The organism is Sphingomonas sp. M1A8_2b, assembly GCF_053345535.1.
In genome coordinates this window covers 506,184-522,661 of record NZ_JBKFAH010000002.1, presented here as the reverse complement: position 1 = coordinate 522,661, position 16,478 = coordinate 506,184, and the positions used below count along the sequence as shown (strand labels likewise).

The following is a 16,478-nucleotide window of genomic DNA, read 5'->3' as shown; positions in this document are numbered from 1 at the left end:
CGGATGATGATCCCAGTCATGGCGGCGCCCCCGATCGACGCGATTATCGGGCGGACCGCTCGACCGGCTCCAGCGTCACCAGCGCGACGTCGTTGCTGCGCATCGGCACTGCAACGGCGGTCGTGCCGCGCGCGTCGATCTTAACCACCCGGTCCTGCTCGGGCAGATCCGCGGTCTGCTTCTGGAAGAGACCGAGTTGCCTGGCGTCGAGCGACTTCGGCATCCCCATGTCGATGTACAGCGAGAGCGGATCGTTGCGACGATAGCCGGTCTTGCGGACCTTCAGCCGATAGGTGCCGGCCGGAACATGCGCGAAGCGGAAGGCAACCGGCTTGCTCGTCGTCGCCGGGACCTGCCGCGTGTAGAACGGCTTGTTGCTGACCGTTTGGACCGGCTGCTGCCAGTCCCAGACCAGCGCGGCGATGCGGCGGCCATCGGCGGCGGCCATCACATGGTCGTCGGCCACCGGGATCGTCCGGCCCTTCAGCGCATTCAGATATTTATACGCGAACCAGGCGGGCTTGCGGATGCCCTCGCGGTTCATCAGGCCGAAGCCGCCATGGAACGGCGTCGGCGGCGGGCCGGGCTCCTCGAACAGGTCGGTGTACGTCCAGTAGCTCATGCCCTGCGCATAGCCCTGCGACTGCTTGAGCTTGGTCAGGATGTAGGGCGCGCTGATATAGCTGTCGTGGACAAAGTCGCGCGGCGTGTAGCTGGTGCTCCACTCGGTGAAGAACAGCGGCAGGCCGGGATAGGCCGACGCTTCGATCTGCGCGCGGACATTCCGCACGTCGCCGATGACCGCGTCGGGCGACGGCGAGAGCTTGGTGTCCTGCTTGCCGTCTTCGTCGAGGAAGCCGCCTTCGACGCCGTAGGTATGTGTCGTGACGAAATCGATCGGCACGGTGTTGCGCTTGGTGAACTTCAGCAGTTCGGGCACCCAGGCCGCGCCAGCAGTCGACGGCCCGCCGACCCGCAGCGCCGGATCGATCGCCTTGATGGTGCGCGCGGTGTTGGCATAGAGATCGAAATACGCCTTCTGGTCGGCATTCTCCCAGAAGCCGGCGAGATTGGGCTCGTTCCAGACCTCGAAATACCAGCGCCGCACCTCATCCGCGCCGTAGCGCTGACGAACGTGCCGGACATAGGCGTCGATCAGGTCGCGCCACAGTTTCGGATCGGGGTGCGACGTGTTCCCTTTCCAGTAGAAGATCGTCTGCTCGGACGTCCGCATCACGTTGGGCGTAAAGCCGAGTTCGACGAACGGGCGGATGTGCTTGGCGAGCAGCGCGTCGTACAGCTGGTCGATCTTGGTCCAGTCGTAGACGATCTGGCCATCGGTTTTCCGTACCGTGCCAAGCACGTCGTGGAAGATGTCGTGGAAGCGGATGTAGCGAAAGCCGAGTTCGTCGACGGTGGTCTTGAGCTGCGCCTGGCTGTCGCTGCGGATCAGCGTGCCGGGAAAGTCCGACCCGACCGACAGGTCGAACGACCGATCGACCGGTGCCGCTGCCTTGGCAACGTCGACGCTGACGGTCCGTTGTGGCTCGGCGGATCTGGTCGAGGCGCCCGTCGCCGTTGCAACGGCCGCGGCCGCCGCCATGAGTGCCCAACGCATATCCAATCCCCCACGCCGATTTTTGCTGTCTAGCTGCTCTCGTGGTAGCGCAATCAGGCGCGCGATCAACCCACGCTGGTCAGCCCGCGACCGTCGATCCGCAGGACCGGCACGAACGGGCTGCGACCGCGCGTCAGGTCGACGTGGAGCCCGGCGTGATCCTGGCGGTGCGCGCATGTCCCGCCGCCGAGCAAGGTCACGCGCTCGATCGCTCCCTTCAACCGACCGCTGCCGAGCGCGGCGATCGACACACTGGCTTCGGGCTTGCCGAGGACGAGCGCGTACAGGACGCCCTTGTTGGTCGTGAAGCGGATATCGCGCGACGTGAACTGGCCCGCGCTGCCCTCGTTCTGCATTCCCGCCTGAACCTTGGTCGGCCCCTCGCCGTAGATCCGCCACGGCCGCGAGCCGAAGATCGCCGCGTCGTTGATCGCCATCCACGCCGCCATGCCGTCGAGGATGCGCTCCTCCTCGCCGTCGATCGAGCCGTCGCCGGGTTGCGGGATCGAGAGCAGCAGATTGCCGTTCTTCGATACAATGTCGGCGAGCCGCTGGATGACCTGCTCGGCGGTCTTGTAGCTTTTGTCGTTCAATCGCGCGACGTGGTAGAACCAGTCGCCGATGCAGGTGTCGGTCTGCCACGGCTCGTCCCACAAATGATCGGTGAAGCCGCGCTCCACATCCTGGACGACGCCGAACCGCTCATTGGGCTTGAGCATCTTGGCGGTCAGGACCACGTCGATCTTGCCGTGCCAGGCGATCGAGCGGTTGTAGTAATCCGCCGCCGCCTGCAGTCCGATCGGCCCGAACGGCAAGCCGTAATCGTCGAAATAACAGAAGTCCGGCCGGTATTTCTCGACGAGGTCTGCCTGACGCAAAAGCCACTTCGCGGCGTACCCCGGATGCCCCGGCGGCCCGGTCTCGACCCATTGCCCGTCATGCGCCTCGTGCCACGCGTTCATCGCCGCGATCGTGTCGATCCCGGCGGGGAGCACCGCATGGGCGCCGGTGTAGAGCTGCTGTGGATCGAGCCCGTCCCACCATGTCCCGCGCCCGTCGCTCGCGCGGCGCGTGAACGCATCGTAGCGTTGGCCCTTCAGTGGACCGACGGGGTCGTAGCCGTATGCGGTCTGGTACCAGTGCCAGCTATGTGCGGCATGGTTGGAGACACCGAACTTCAGTCCGGCGCGCCGTGCCGCGCCCGCCCAGGTGCCGACGATGTCGCGCTTCGGCCCGACCCGCAGCGCATTCCAGGCGTGATACCGGCTGTCGTAGCAATCGAGATTGTCGTGATGGCAGGCGAGCGACACGAAATACTTCGCGCCGGCGCGCTTGTACCGGTCGATCAGCGCGTCCGGATCCCAGCGCGCCGCGGTCCACCGGTCGAGGATATCCAGCATGCCGGTCTTGGTCGGGTGACCATAGGTCTTCAGGTGATGCTCGTAGGCCGGATGGCCCTGCATGTAGAGGAACCGGCCGTACCAGTCGCCCTGCTCGGGCACCGACTGCGGCCCCCAATGCGACCACAGCCCGAGCTTCGCGTCGCGGAACCAGTCGGGATAGCGATAGTGATCGACCAACGACTCCCAGGTCGGCTTCACAGGCCCCCGCGCAAGCCCCATCGGGCTTTGCGCCAGCGCGTGCGTCGCCGGGCCGATCGCGGCGAGCCCCGCCAGCACGCCGCGTCGGTCGAGCGTCATGCTCATCGCCCGCCGATCGAGGTACGGACCGCGGCGAGCGCCAGCGGACGCATCGCCGCATAGCCCGCAGGCGTCGGATGGACGCCGTCGCTGGCGAGCCCCGGCTTCATCGCGCCATCCCTGGTCGCCAGTGCGGCATAATACTCGACGAAGACGAAGCCGTTGCGGCGCGCATAGGCTTGCAGCCACGTATTCAGCGCGCGGACCTGCGGGACCGGGCGTTTGTCGGGGCTCCACGGAAACGCCGCCGCGGGGGGGACCGACGCGAGAATGACCTTGATGCCGTGGGCGCGGGCGAGTTCGGCCATCGTCTCGATATTGCCCTGCACGGTCGCCATCGTCGCCCCACCGGTGTTGCCGGCGATGTCGTTGGTCGCGGCCATGATGTGGACCGCACGCGGCTTGAGCGCGATCACGTCCTGTCGGAAGCGGACCAGCATCTGCGCGGTGGTCTGCCCGCCGATCCCGCGATCGACGAGCCCGTTTGTGAACAGGTCGCGATCCGCGCCGATCCAGTTGTCGGTGATCGAGTCCCCCATAAACACCACGCGCACCGGTTTGCCCGACGCCAGAACCTCGCGGTTCTGCGCCTGGTACCGGCACAGCTGCCCAAAATCGCGCGTCAGCATGTGGAGCTTCCACGCCTGCCACCCGGCGCCATCGCTAGGCTTGGGATGCGACGGACACGGATCGGCGACGATCCCGACCGGATCGTTGGCATAGGGATCGCCGGGCACGTCGACCTGCGCGAACGCGGGGCTCGACACCACCGCAAGCGACAGCGCGAGCGTGCGAAGACCGCGCGCGCCGATCATGGCCGACCGATGATCTTGACCAGCCCGGCCACCGCCTGCCCGGTCGGCAGCGGCCCCGATGCAGTCAGCCGCCCGGCGCGGTCGTCCCAGTGCAGCGCGGATTTCACACCGCCACCCGTCTTGCCGGCGCCCTTGCCATCACGATAGGCGTTGGTGACGCCATCGTCGTCGTAAAGCGTGAAATTGCCGTCCGCGCCCGGATAGACGCGGATTTCCGACAGCTTCTGCGCGGTCGCGGTGCTCGGCACCTGGACGCCCATCGGAATGATCGAGCCCGCCCGCACGAACAGCGGGATCCGCGAGATCGGCGCGGCGGCGTCGATCGTCTGCCCGCCGCTGTGTCGCGCGTTGGTCCAGTAATCATACCAGTCCGTGCCCGCAGGCAGATAGACCGAGCGGTGCGTCACGCCCTGATCGGTGACCGGCGCCACCAGGAAGGCCGACCCGAACATGTATTCGTCGCCCATGTTGGCGACCTTGGGATCGTTCGGGAAATCCATGAACAGCGCGCGCATCATCGGCGCGTTGGTCTCGTAGGTCTTGCGGCCGAGCGCGTAGATATACGGCATCAGCGTGTAGCGGAGCCGCAGGAAATCGGCGAGCAGCGGTTCGGCCGCGGTGCCGTATTCCCACAGCGCGGTGCCGGGCCGCTGGCCATGGATGCGCAGCGTCGGGGTGAACACGCTATACCCGAACCAGCGCACGAACAGCTCGGGATAGTCGGTATAGCCCGGCGCCATCGCGGTCGCGCCGGCGGGATCGACCAGCACGGGGCGCTCGGCCTTGGGTCCGTTCGGCCATTGCCAGCCGCCGATATCGCTGCCCCAATAGGGTATCCCGGTCGCGGTGAAATCGAGCCCGGTCGGCACCTGCCGCTTGAGCGCTTCCCAGGTCGCCTGGATATCCGACGACCAGAACAGCGCGCCGTTGCGCTGTGCGCCCAGATAGGCGGCACGCGCGAGGATCAGGTTGCGCATCGTCGGGCGATCGCGCGCCGATCCTTCCGCGACGCTGGTGGTGTGCAGCAGCGGAAAGACGTTGTGATAGCGATCGCCCGATCCGATCGAGAAATAATGGCCGTCGGGAACGAGGTCGGGCTCGGTCTCGTCGAGCCAGATCCAGTCGAACCCCTGCGAGATGATGTTGTCGCGGATCCGGTCCCAATACCAGGCGCGCGCGTCGGGGTTGGTCGTATCGATCAGCCCGCCGGTCCGGTCCGAGCGGATCGGCAGCCCGTTGACGACGCTGCCGTCCTTCTCGTGGAGCAGCCAGCCCTTGTTCGCGAGCATATCGAAATAGCGCGATTCGGGCTCGTAGCGCGGCCACACGCTGATGATCGAGTGCATCCCCATCGCCTTCAGCTTGGCGTTCATGCCCTTGGGGTCGGGGAAATACGTATGGTCGATGTCCATCTGGCCCATCCGGGTCCAGTGGAACCAGTCGAGCACCATCGCGTCGAGCGGCAGGCCGCGGCGGCGATAGCCCTCGGCGACGCTCAACAACTCGGCCTGCGTCTCGTAGCGCGCCTTGCTCTGCAACAGCCCGAACGCCGCCTTGGGCGGCAGCGGCGTGGCGCCGGTCAGCCGCGCATAGCCGGCGTAGAGCTCGTCGGTGGTCTTGCCCGAGATCACGAAGAACGACACGCGCTCGCCGACGTTCGACTGCCAGTGCGTCGAGCCGTGGAGGCCGGGCGACACGGTGGTCTGCGACGGATTGTCCCAGACGATACCGTAGCCCTTGTTGGTCACCATGAACGGCACGCAGACCGTCTCGCCCGCGGGCGCATCGTAATTGTGCCGGCAATCGATCGTCCGCCCGCGCAGGTCGAGCACGCCCTCCTGGTTCTGGCCGAGCCCGTAATAATGCTCGTCGGTGGGCGCCGCGAACTGCGCACCGACGCGGAACGTCTTCTCGTCGTTGACGGTGTGCGGCGCCATTTCCCAGCCGGTCATGCGGGTCAGCAAAGTGCCATCGGCGCCCCGGACGGTTACCGCGACGGGCGGCAGCGAGGGCGCGAAATAGCGCTCCATCTGGCTCGGCGCCTTGGGCCAGGGCTGCGCCTCGACGGTCAGCGCCAGCGCAGACGAGGTGAAGACGTCGGCGCCGGCGTCGCTACGCCGTGCCCAGCCTGCCGCATCGGGCTTCGCGTTCGGTCCCGGCCCCGGCGCCGCGGTGGCCTCGGCGCGATCGGTCGAGATCGTCACGCGGACGATGTTCGGCGCATACGCCTCGACCGCGACGAAGCTGCCGTTGCGCTCGACGGTCGCGATCGGATCGGCCCAGGCCGCGGTCGAGACCAGCAGCGCCCCCAGCGAGAGCAGACCCCCGAAGCGGCGTGAACGAAGCGCGCTAGTCGCCACGGAAGATATCGGTCGCATGCGTTTGTCCTCTCCTTCAACGGTCATCCCGCCGACAGGTATCGCTATCATAGGTGAAATTGCACTCTTGCACAGAGCCCTCGGCACCCCGCTCAACGTCGTCGGCTCTTCACGTCGATCGGCTGCCCCGCATAGGTGACCTCCGCATCGAACCCGTCGCCCGTCCCGGGCTCGCCCTGCCCGACCCACCGCACGCGCAATTTGCGCGACGCGGGCATGCCGACCCACCCAGAACCCTCGCGCTTGCCGAAGCTGACGATACCGGTGCGATCGTTATAGCGGATCGGGATCCGCGAAAACGCACCCTGCTTGTAACCGGTCGACCGGCCATCGTCCTCGTACAGCGAGAAGCTGCCGTCCCCGCCCTTGTAGACCAGCATGGTCAGCGGTGCGTCGCGCCGCTCGTCGACATATTGCGTCACCGGCCCCGTCGGCACGATCGCGCCGGCGCGGACGAACAGCGGCAACGTCTCGACCGGCGCATCGACCGTGGTGCGTGTGCCTCCCGGATAGGCGCGACCGGTGTCGAAATCATACCAGGTCGTGCCGGCGGGAAAATAGACCGACCGGCTGCGCGAACCGTACGCGGTCACCGGCGCGACCAGGAATGCGTCGCCGAACAGATATTCGTCGTCGATTTTCCGCACCTGCGGATCCGCCGCAAATCCGGCGGCGAGCGCGCGCATGATGCTGCCGTCCTTCATGTAGGTATCGGCGCCGACGGTGTAGATATACGGCATCAGGCGATAGCGCAGCTCGTCGTAGCGGATCATCGACGTCCGCATCGGCGACCCTTCCGGGCTGATCTCGTAGATCTCGCGGTATGGATATTCGCCATGGCTGCGGAACAGCGGGCTGAACGCACCGAACTGGAACCAGCGCAGGTTGAGCTCGCGCCATTCCTGCAGATCGGCGGCGGTCGGCGTCTTGGTCGAGTACCGATCCTCGAGCGCAAACCCGCCGATATCGTGCGTCCAGTTGGGGATACCCGACATCGACGCATTCACGCCCGCGGAAATCTGCGCGCGCAGATCGTACCAGCGGCTGGCGACATCACCCGACCAAATCGCCGCGCCATAACGCTGCAACCCGGCGAACCCGGAGCGAGTCAGCAGGAACGGGCGGACGTCGGGCTTGTACGCGGTCCAGCCATCGAAGAACGCGCGCGCATTCATCAGTGGAAAACTGTTGAAATAGGCGGCGGCAGGCCCCGCCGCGGTCGGCCCCATCGTATCGATCCGCTCGGGGATCGACAGGTTCGAATGCATGTCGGGCTCGGACGCGTCCGCCCACCAGGCATCGATACCTAGCGTCGCGAGGCGGCCCTCGATCTGTTTCCAGAACAGGCCCCGCCCGGTCGGCGAATACGGATCGTAGAACGTGCTGGGATAGCCCGGACCGACCCAGTCCTTGTTCCCCTGCCGAAGATTGCCCTGGTACACGACCCCCGCCGCCTTCAATTCCTTGTAGGTGTCGGTGGTCGGATAGAATTTCGGCCAGACGGAGATCATGAAGTTCGCGTGATCGGCATGAACGTCGGCGAGCATCTTGGCGGGATCGGCAAAGCGCGTCGCATCGAACCGGTGGCTGCCCCACTCCGGATCCTTCCAGTACCGCCAATCGAGCACGATATTGTCGAGCGGGATCTTCAGCGAACGATAGCGATCGACGACGTTGGTCAGCGCGTCCGCGGTTTCGTAGCGCTGCCGCGACTGCCAGAAGCCGTACGCCCATTTGGGCATCATCTCCGACTTGCCCGTGATCTGTCGATAGCCCGCGATCGCACCGTCGATGCTGCCGCCTGGGATGAACCAGTAATCCTTCGCCTGCCCCACCTCGCTCGTGAACCACAGCGAGTGACGGTCCGCGTCGGGCAGCGGATCATTGTGCAGGAACGCGATATACCCCGCGTTCGGCTCCCATTCGATGCGGATCGCAACGGGCTTGCCGGTCGTCATCGGCAGCTCGAAATTGGCGTACCAGGGGTTCCAGTTCTGACGCCAGCGATCGAGCACCAGCTTGCCGTCCGCATAGACCTTGAAATAGCTCGATCCGTAGAGCTGGAACTTGTGCGCGCCCGTCGCGGTCGGCATCACGTCGCCGGTCCACACTACGGTCTGTTTCTGCACCGCGTTGCCCGCGGTATTCTGGCCGCCCGTCGCGGCGACCGTGCGCGCCTTGGCCGCCTCGGGCCACTTCGCCTGGTCCTTGATGTACTGATAGTCGATCGTCGCTTCCTGCCGCGTCGCCGCAGGCTTGCCGTCGAGGAAATACTCCGCCTTCCAGCCCAGCTTGCCGCCGCTGGTGACCGTCATCGCGTCGCCGACCAGCGCATAGGGCTTGGGGTTGCCGAAGCGGGTGATCGAATTGTTATCCCACAACAGGCCGTACCCCCGCGTCGAGACGACGAACGGCACGGCGATGTCCATGTTGTGCTGCGCGAGTTCGACGTCCTCGCCATTGTAGTCCATCTGCGCGTTCTGATGCTGGCCGAGACCATAAAGCGCCTCATCCGTACCGCGATTGAACTGCTGCGATACGCTGACATAGGGTTTGCCGTCGGCCTTCGTCGCGGCGAAGCGGACCGGCCCGGCTTCGGCCAGCAGCGGCTTGCCCGCGGCATCGAGAAAACGGACTTCGCCGGTGGCCAGCGCGACTTCGGCGGTCGTCTTGGCGGTCCGGATGCGCACCTGCCCGGCCCCTTGCGTGACCTCGAACGGACCCGCCGCGGGCGGTTGCGCCACCATCAGGCTGGGTGAGCGCGGAGCCGAACCGCCGGCTTTCGGCACCGAGACGACGTGGATGATGCCGTCGCCGTACACCGTGAGTTCGACGCTGGCGGCAGGACCGCTGGCCGGGATCACGGTCACGCCACTGGCGGTCCGCTCGAACCGCTGCGCCGCCGCGCCGGTCACGGTACCGACCGCCGTGATCGTACTGCTCAGCAGCAGCGCCTTCATCATCATGTTCATCATATCTCTCCCGGATATCGTCGTATTTTTGTTCGATCGGCTCAGCGATAGTGCCCCATCGTCACCTTCAGCACCTGCGGTGTGGCGAGCAGGTTGATGCCGTAGTCGGTCTGGTCGCCGTTCCACACCCGGGACATCACCCAGCGCCCGTCCTGGAAGCCGCCCTCCTCGACGCGCACCACCATCCCGCCGGGCTTGCCGTCGGCACCGTCGATGTTGACGCGGACATGATCGCCGACCAGCAGGAACTCGTCGGCGGACAGCTGTGCGACCGCGACGCCGCCGATCGGCTCGTTGCCCCAGGGCGCGGGCTCGGACTTGATCCAGGTCCAGTCCTTCATCCCGAACTGCCACTCGCCCCAGCTTGCGCTGACCTTCCAGCCGCCCATCCGGGTCGAGACCGTCGCGCCGTCGGCGGGCTTGGCGACGCCCCAGGTCGGCCGTTCGAACGCGATCCGCGCCCAGTCGCGCATGATCGACCCGAACATCCGATAGGCGAGCGTCAGCGGTTCGAGCGTCTTGTCGTCGAGGTCGCGCGAGCCGAGCGGATAATTGAAATAGCCGGTTTCATCGAGCCCGAACGGCGAATAGCCGATCGCCCCACGCCCCATTGCCGGGTAGATGAAGCGGTGGAATTCGCGCGCGTTGCCGATCTCGGGCACCATCAGCGCGTTGTCGGGCCGCGCATATTTGTCGAGATACTGGACGACGTTGCCGGCATCGCGATCGTAGATGTCGGGCGCCTGGAAATCGATATGCGGGGACGCCGCCTTCCAGATGTCGAGCACGTCCTGCTGCGGCCCGCCGCTCGCGACCCCGTCGGGATCGGGCACGTTCGACGGGCCCGACAGGCTGGCGTTGACGTACATCGGCAGCGGCTTGACCGCCTTGCCCGCCGCCGCGATCGCATCGACATAGGCGGCGACGTACCAGCTGTTGAACGCGCGATCGGCCTGCGCGCCGAACGCCTGCGCCCAGGTGCCGCGCTTGCCGGTCGCGCGGGCAAGCGCGGCGGGAATGGTCTGCGCGAACAACGCGTTGCCGGTCGCCGAATAGTCGCGCGGATTGCGATAGCTGCCCGTCTCGTTCTCTGGCTGGACCAGGATCACGGTGTTCTGGCGATCATGGTCGCGCAGATACTCCATGACCTTGACGAACGCGCGCCGGTCGGCGCCGAGCGTCGCCTTGCCGTGCGCGCTGAGCACGCCGTGATCGCTGCCGTCGCGCGTTTTCATCCGCGGGAAACGCCGGTTGTCGAGCTTCACCCAGTCGGGCGTATAGGCGAGACCAGTGTTCTTCCACGTGCCGAACCACAGCAGCACCACCCGCTTGTCATGCCCCCGCGCCTGATCGAGCAGCGCCTGGAGAAACGAAAGATCGAACTGTCCCTCGCGCGGCTCGACCTGCTGCCAGGCGATCGGCACCTCGACGGTGTTGGCGCCGATCCGGTCGAGCACCGGCCACGCGGTCTTGAGCGCATCCGGATAGTTACTCGAATTGTTGACCTGCCCGCCGAGCATCGTGAATGGCGCACCGTCGACGATCAGCGCATGCCGGCCATTTCGGGTCTCGATGTGCGGGATCGGCGTGGCCTGCCCCGCCATCGCCTGACTGGGCGCGGTTTGCGCGAGGACGGGATGCGCAGCGCCGAGCGCCGCGAGAACTAGAAGTCGCCGGATCATTGAATCCCCCTTGGATCGCCGTAGAACAGGCCGCGCCCGTCCGTGCCGAGATAGACGCGGCCTTCCCGCCGCGGATCGCCTGAGATAACGCGGTAGCGTCCGCCCCAGCGATGATCGTCATCGTCGATCCGCGACCAGGTCTGGCCGTCATCGATCGAACGCCAGACGCCGCGCACGCCGTCGAGCGTACCGACCGCGAACACACCGTTCTTGCCGAGGCCGTACAGTTCGACGTGCAACGCCCCGCTCGCTGCGACGAAAGTGCCGCCGCCGTCGGGGCTGCGGAACAGGCGATCGCCGGCCTGAAGCCAGACCGTTCCCGCGCTGTCGGGCGCAGCGACGATCGCGCTCTGCGCCTCGCGACCCTGTCGGCCTACGGGTTGAAGTTGTGTCGGCAGGCCGTGGCCGGCGACCGGCGCAAAACTAGCTGCGGCATCGCGCGATACCAGCAACCGGCCGTGCTCGACATCGACAGCGTAGAACATCAGTGGATCGCGCTTGTCGGCAACCGCGCGCGTTTTGCCCGGTAGGCCGCGCACCGGCGTCCAGCTGCGACCGCGGTCGCGGGTCATCTGCGGGATGGGCGTCGCGACCACGATCGTCGCACCGTCCGCCGAAACCGTGATCGGCCAATCACCGTTCAAATCCTCGCGCTTGGGTGGGCTACCCATCGGCGGCACCGTGACCATCGTCCAGGTCCTGCCACCATCTTCCGAGCGTCCCAGCGAGCCGTCACGCGATCGGTCGAGATACAGGCTGCCGCTTCGGACGATCACGTTCGGTGCCAAGCCGGCATAGTCGAGCGCGTTGGTGTTCGACATATACGGATCCACGAAGGTCGGCTGCGGCGAACGGTCGAGGTCGGCGTGGACGAACCCGGCAAGGTCGCCGAAGCCCGAGATCAGCGGCGCGCCGCCGGTCGGCGAGACGAGCGTGATGATCGCGGTCTGCTCGATGCCGCGGACCCAGGGCGACCAGCCGATCGTGCCGGTCCGGTTCGCGGCGCGTGTCGCGTATACCGTCGCACCCGTCGTGTAGGCGATCCGCGCGGGATCGAAGGGGTCGATCGCGAGGCCCGAAATCCAGTGCCCGAAATCGGCGCCCTTGCCTTCGTGCAGCAGGAACGGCGTCGCCGAGACGTCGCGGCGACTGCGCGCGCCGAGATCGTCCCACCTGCGGCCGTCGTCGCGACTTATCCACACCGAATCTCCGTGGCGATAGCGATCGACCGTGCTGACCACGACAGTGCCCGGATCGCTGCGCGACACAGCGACGCCGAGGAACGCCCCCTCCGCACCGGTGGCGCGCCACGCGGCAGGGGTCACGTCGCGACCGCGCCCACTGGGGTCGTAGCGCCACACCGCCCCCGTCCCGATGCCGCTCGGCCCGAGACCGCTCGCATAGCCGACCCACAGCACGCCGCGGCGATCAATGATGCCCTTGCCTGCAAACAGCTTCGGGCCTTCCGCCGCACGCCATGTCCTCCCGCCATCGTCCGAGCGATAAAGGTTGGCAGCGCCAGGGTCGGCTATCCCCGCCCAAAGCCGCCGCGATCCGTTGCCAGGACTGCCGCTCGTCCCATCGATCGCGACGAACGAGACGCCGCCGTGCGTCGTCCGCGGCGCCGGTTTGCCGAGTCCCGCAACCGGGAAGCTGGCAACCTTCGCCCAGGTCGTGCCCGCGTCGCTACTGCGCCAGAGGCCATCATGTCGCGATCCGAAAAACAGCGTCCGGGTGTCGTTGGGATCGACCGCGAGGCGCTCGCCCATCCCGCGGCCGTCCTCGTTGCCGCCCATCGCGAACGGCACCGGCGTCGTCCGCCACGAGCGGCCACGATCCACCGACCGCAGGATCGCGGCTGGCTGGCTAGCCCCCATCCCCGCGGCCATATAGACGATATCGGCGTTGCGCGGGTCCGGCGCGATGCTCTCGATCCCCATATAGCTCGGTGTCGCGTTCCCGTCCTGCAACGGCAGCCACCCCTGTGCCGCGTCGTCCCACCGGTATGCGCCGCCCATATCGGTGCGCAGATAGGCTAGCCCGCGCTCGACCTCGCTGAACACGATGTTAGGCGCATAACCGCCCGCGCCGACCTTGACGCTGGTCCAGTGATACGGGATCGCAGCCGGCGGTCGACTCCAGCCCTGCGCCGACAGGACGATGAGCAGGATCGCCGCGAATCCGCGACGCCGAGCACAGGTGCGCGTCATGACACCATCGGCGCTGCGCAATGCTGCGCGATAAACTGCTCGTGCGTCGGCATCGCGTCGGCGGTCTTGCCGATCATCTCGCGGACGTGATCCATGAACCGCGCGGTTTCCGCCGTCGGCAGCGCCGCGACCAGCGGGTCCGTCGAAACGGGACGAACCCCCTGCCCCAGCAGCACCGCGATCCAGTCGTCGGGCGTGAACAGCTCGCCCTGTTCCCGGAACGTGCGCGCCTTCCCGGCCCAGAGATCGAGCTTGGCTTGCAGCGAGTCCGGGATCGCCATCGTCCGGCAATGATTCCAGAATGACGAGTCCGAGCGTTCGGTCGCGTGGTAATGCAAGATGATGAAATCGCGGACCTGCGCATATTCGCGCAGCATCACGCGGTTATATTCACCGATCTCGACCGCGCCGAACCCCGTGTCCGGAAACAGCATCATTAACCGCGTGATACCCGACTGGATCAGATGGATGCTGGTCGATTCGAGCGGTTCGAGGAACCCGCCGGATAGTCCGATTGCGACGCAGTTCTTCTCCCACAGCCGCTCGCGACGCCCGGCGACGAAGCGCAACTGGCGCGGTTCGGCCTGCGGTTTGCCGTCGAGCCCGGCCAGCAACGCGCGCATCGCGGCGTCATCATCGATATGATCGCTGGCATAGACATGGCCGTTGCCGACCCGGTGCTGGAGAGGAATTCGCCACCGCCAGCCGGCGGTCTCGGCCGTCGCCCGCGTGTACGGCGTCAGCGTGCCTTGCCGCGCGCTCGGCACCGCCCAGGCTCGATCGCAAGGGAGCCAATGCTGCCAGCTGGTGAACGGCACCCGAAGCGCATCGCCGAGCAGGAGCGATCGGAAGCCAGTGCAGTCGATGAACAACTCGCCCTGTACGTGGCGGTCGCCGTCGAGGCCCAATCCGGTGATGAACCCCGTCTCCGCATCCTGATCGACCGACGCCACTCGCCCCTCGATGCGCGTGACACCAGCCGCTTCCGCCATGCCGCGCAGGAACTTGGCATACAGTGCGGCGTCGAAATGAAAGGCGTAGGACAGCGTCGACAATACCGATTCAGGGTTGCTCGACGGTCGTGCAAACCGTCCTTTGCGCGCCGCAACCTCGGACAGGCAATAGTCGCCGATTGGGCCTGGGTCCGCGGACATGCCGAGGCCCGCCTGCCGCAACCAGAGCTGGTGAAACGAGACGCCATCGATATCGCGCCCATGCGTACCGAACGGATGGTGATAGGCATCCCCCACCCGCCCCCAGTTGCGAAACTCGATCCCCAGCTTGAACGTCGCACCGGTCGCGCGGACGAACGAGTCCTCGTCGATCCCAAGCATCCTGTTGTAATCGAGCAGCGACGGGATCGTCGCCTCGCCGACGCCGACCGTGCCGATCTCCTCGGACTCGACCAATGTCACCGAGACGCCACTCGCCACCATTCGCGACAGTGCCGCCGCGGTCATCCACCCGGCGGTCCCGCCGCCGACGACGACGATTTTGGTGATGCGCGCAGCCGGCGTGCCCCTCATGCGGCCGCCCGCGCCCCGAAACGGTGGGTCTGCGCATAGTCCACCAGCGCGCGGTTCGAAGGCAGATTGGCGATCGCATATTGAGCCTGACGCTGCACCTCCGCAAACGCCCGCTTCGCATCCTCGGCGTATCGCAGCGCCCCAGCCTTCGCGCTCAGGTCGGTCTTCCAGCCCATGCCGTACAGGACATATTGCCAGCTCGCGTCGGTGAAGATGTCGACCCGCCCATCGATATCCAGTTCGTTGGGCGGCCGGAACCGCCACCGGTCGAGCAGTTCGAGCAGGCTGTTCGGCACCGACGCGTCCGCCACGTTGTCGCGCCAGAACGCAGTGTCGCGGCGTTCCGAGATGCAATAATGGAGCTTGATGAAATCGAGCGCGCGCTCGTAGCGGCGCAGCATGTTGGCGTTGAACTGGCGCGCGGACGTCTCGTAGTCGCCACCCCAGGGAAACAGGTTGGCGATCATCCCCGCAGATACCTCGGCGAACGCGATCCCGGTTGCCTCGAGCGGCTCGAAGAACCCGCTCGACAGCCCGACCGCGACGCAGTTCTTGTACCAGTTGACCTCACGATAGCCGGCATCGAACCTGAAATGGCGCACGTCGGCTTCGTCGCCGCCGGCGCCGAGATAGCCGCGCAACACGCGTTCGGCGGTTTCGTCGTCGCTATGGTCCGATGAGTAGACATGGCCGATGCCGCGCCGTCGATCGAGCCCAATGTCCCAGATCCAGCCCGATTCCTGCGCGGTCGAGATGGTGTAGGAGGCGATCGGCTCGTCCGGGCGTGTGTAGGGCCGTTGCGCGGTGACCGCGCGGTTGCAGAACAGCACATCGCGGCAGGATCGGAACGGCATCTTCATCGCCTTGCCGATCAATTCGGCGCGGAAGCCGGTGCAGTCGATATAGAGATCGGCGTCGAGCACGCCGTTCTGCTCGGTCCGCACGCCACCGATGGCGCCGTCCTGGTCGAGCAGCACCTCTGAAACGGTATCGGTCAGGTGGCGGACGCCGTTCTCCACCGCCTGCTCGCGCAACAGCCCGGCAAGCGCCACCGCGTCGAAATGGAAGGCGTAATTGAGCGGCCCGACATAATCCGGGTTGGTCACCAATTTGGGCGCGCGCATCTGGTCCGCGGCTTTCTTCTGCGGGTTGGAAACCTCGTCCCAATTGTCCGGACCGCCATAGCCGAGCAACCAATAGGGCAGCAGGTCGAGGCCGTCGCTCGCATCCGCGATCTGGAAGGGGTGCAGGTAATGATCGGTGCGGCCTTGGCCGGGTTCATGCCGCCAGTGGACGAATTTCGCGCCCTGCTTGAACGTCGCACCGCACCGCCGGACCAGTTCGGCCTCGTCGATGCCGATCGTCGCCAACGTTCGCCGGATGGTCGGGAACGTCCCCTCGCCCACCCCGAGAATGCCGATGTCCCGCGATTCGACGAGCGTGATCGCGACCCCGCCCGCAAGGTCGGCGCCGAGACGCTTGGCAAGGTAGCCGGCGGTCAGCCAACCGGCCGTCCCACCGCCCACGATCAGGATTCGCTTGCGCATTGCGCCCTCCGCTCCGTCGCCGGCCGACAT

The 16,478-nt window shown here is 66.4% G+C and carries 9 protein-coding genes; all 9 read right to left on the bottom strand.

Annotation, left to right across the window (positions count from 1 at the left end; all coding sequences use genetic code 11):
* Positions 1-43: 43 nt before the first annotated feature.
* The 9 genes from ACLBWL_RS10655 to ACLBWL_RS10615 all read right to left on the bottom strand — a co-directional run bounded on the left by ACLBWL_RS10655 (position 44) and on the right by ACLBWL_RS10615 (position 16,448).
* Positions 44-1,618, bottom strand: coding sequence for a GH39 family glycosyl hydrolase (locus ACLBWL_RS10655; RefSeq protein ID WP_447792813.1), 1,575 nt, complete (start codon positions 1,616-1,618; stop codon positions 44-46).
* 65 nt (positions 1,619-1,683) lie between these two features.
* Positions 1,684-3,318: an alpha-L-fucosidase gene (locus ACLBWL_RS10650; protein WP_447793481.1), complete on the bottom strand. Its 1,635-nt coding sequence runs from the start codon at positions 3,316-3,318 to the stop codon at positions 1,684-1,686.
* 2 nt (positions 3,319-3,320) lie between these two features.
* The gene (locus ACLBWL_RS10645) at positions 3,321-4,133 is read right to left on the bottom strand and encodes an SGNH/GDSL hydrolase family protein (protein WP_447792811.1); all 813 of its coding nucleotides are present in this window, start codon (positions 4,131-4,133) and stop codon (positions 3,321-3,323) included.
* On the bottom strand, positions 4,130-6,511 hold the full coding sequence (locus ACLBWL_RS10640; protein WP_447792809.1) for a glycoside hydrolase family 31 protein: 2,382 nt from the start codon (positions 6,509-6,511) through the stop codon (positions 4,130-4,132). Before ACLBWL_RS10640 ends, ACLBWL_RS10645 begins: the two co-directional genes overlap by 4 nt.
* 92 nt (positions 6,512-6,603) lie before the next feature.
* Positions 6,604-9,486 (bottom strand): TIM-barrel domain-containing protein, encoded by a 2,883-nt coding sequence (locus ACLBWL_RS10635; protein ID WP_447792808.1) that lies wholly within the window; start codon positions 9,484-9,486, stop codon positions 6,604-6,606.
* A gap of 38 nt (positions 9,487-9,524) precedes the next feature.
* Positions 9,525-11,165, bottom strand: a complete 1,641-nt coding sequence (locus ACLBWL_RS10630) for a DUF5597 domain-containing protein (protein ID WP_447792806.1) — start codon at positions 11,163-11,165, stop codon at positions 9,525-9,527.
* Positions 11,162-13,375 (bottom strand): WD40/YVTN/BNR-like repeat-containing protein, encoded by a 2,214-nt coding sequence (locus tag ACLBWL_RS10625; protein ID WP_447792804.1) that lies wholly within the window; start codon positions 13,373-13,375, stop codon positions 11,162-11,164. Before ACLBWL_RS10625 ends, ACLBWL_RS10630 begins: the two co-directional genes overlap by 4 nt.
* Positions 13,372-14,901 (bottom strand): tryptophan halogenase family protein, encoded by a 1,530-nt coding sequence (locus tag ACLBWL_RS10620; protein WP_447792803.1) that lies wholly within the window; start codon positions 14,899-14,901, stop codon positions 13,372-13,374. Before ACLBWL_RS10620 ends, ACLBWL_RS10625 begins: the two co-directional genes overlap by 4 nt.
* Positions 14,898-16,448, bottom strand: coding sequence for a tryptophan halogenase family protein (locus ACLBWL_RS10615; protein ID WP_447792801.1), 1,551 nt, complete (start codon positions 16,446-16,448; stop codon positions 14,898-14,900). Before ACLBWL_RS10615 ends, ACLBWL_RS10620 begins: the two co-directional genes overlap by 4 nt.
* Between the last annotated feature and the right edge of the window lie 30 nt (positions 16,449-16,478).

Bases quoted from the DNA above. Each gene is read 5' to 3' on its own strand.
- ACLBWL_RS10655 (WP_447792813.1), bottom strand. From the start codon at position 1,618: ATGCGTTGGGCACTCATGGCGGCGGCCGCGGCCGTTGCAACGGCGACG.
- ACLBWL_RS10650 (WP_447793481.1), bottom strand. From the start codon at position 3,318: ATGACGCTCGACCGACGCGGCGTGCTGGCGGGGCTCGCCGCGATCGGC.
- ACLBWL_RS10645 (WP_447792811.1), bottom strand. From the start codon at position 4,133: ATGATCGGCGCGCGCGGTCTTCGCACGCTCGCGCTGTCGCTTGCGGTG.
- ACLBWL_RS10640 (WP_447792809.1), bottom strand. From the start codon at position 6,511: ATGCGACCGATATCTTCCGTGGCGACTAGCGCGCTTCGTTCACGCCGC.
- ACLBWL_RS10635 (WP_447792808.1), bottom strand. From the start codon at position 9,486: ATGATGAACATGATGATGAAGGCGCTGCTGCTGAGCAGTACGATCACG.
- ACLBWL_RS10630 (WP_447792806.1), bottom strand. From the start codon at position 11,165: ATGATCCGGCGACTTCTAGTTCTCGCGGCGCTCGGCGCTGCGCATCCC.
- ACLBWL_RS10625 (WP_447792804.1), bottom strand. From the start codon at position 13,375: ATGACGCGCACCTGTGCTCGGCGTCGCGGATTCGCGGCGATCCTGCTC.
- ACLBWL_RS10620 (WP_447792803.1), bottom strand. From the start codon at position 14,901: ATGAGGGGCACGCCGGCTGCGCGCATCACCAAAATCGTCGTCGTCGGC.
- ACLBWL_RS10615 (WP_447792801.1), bottom strand. From the start codon at position 16,448: ATGCGCAAGCGAATCCTGATCGTGGGCGGTGGGACGGCCGGTTGGCTG.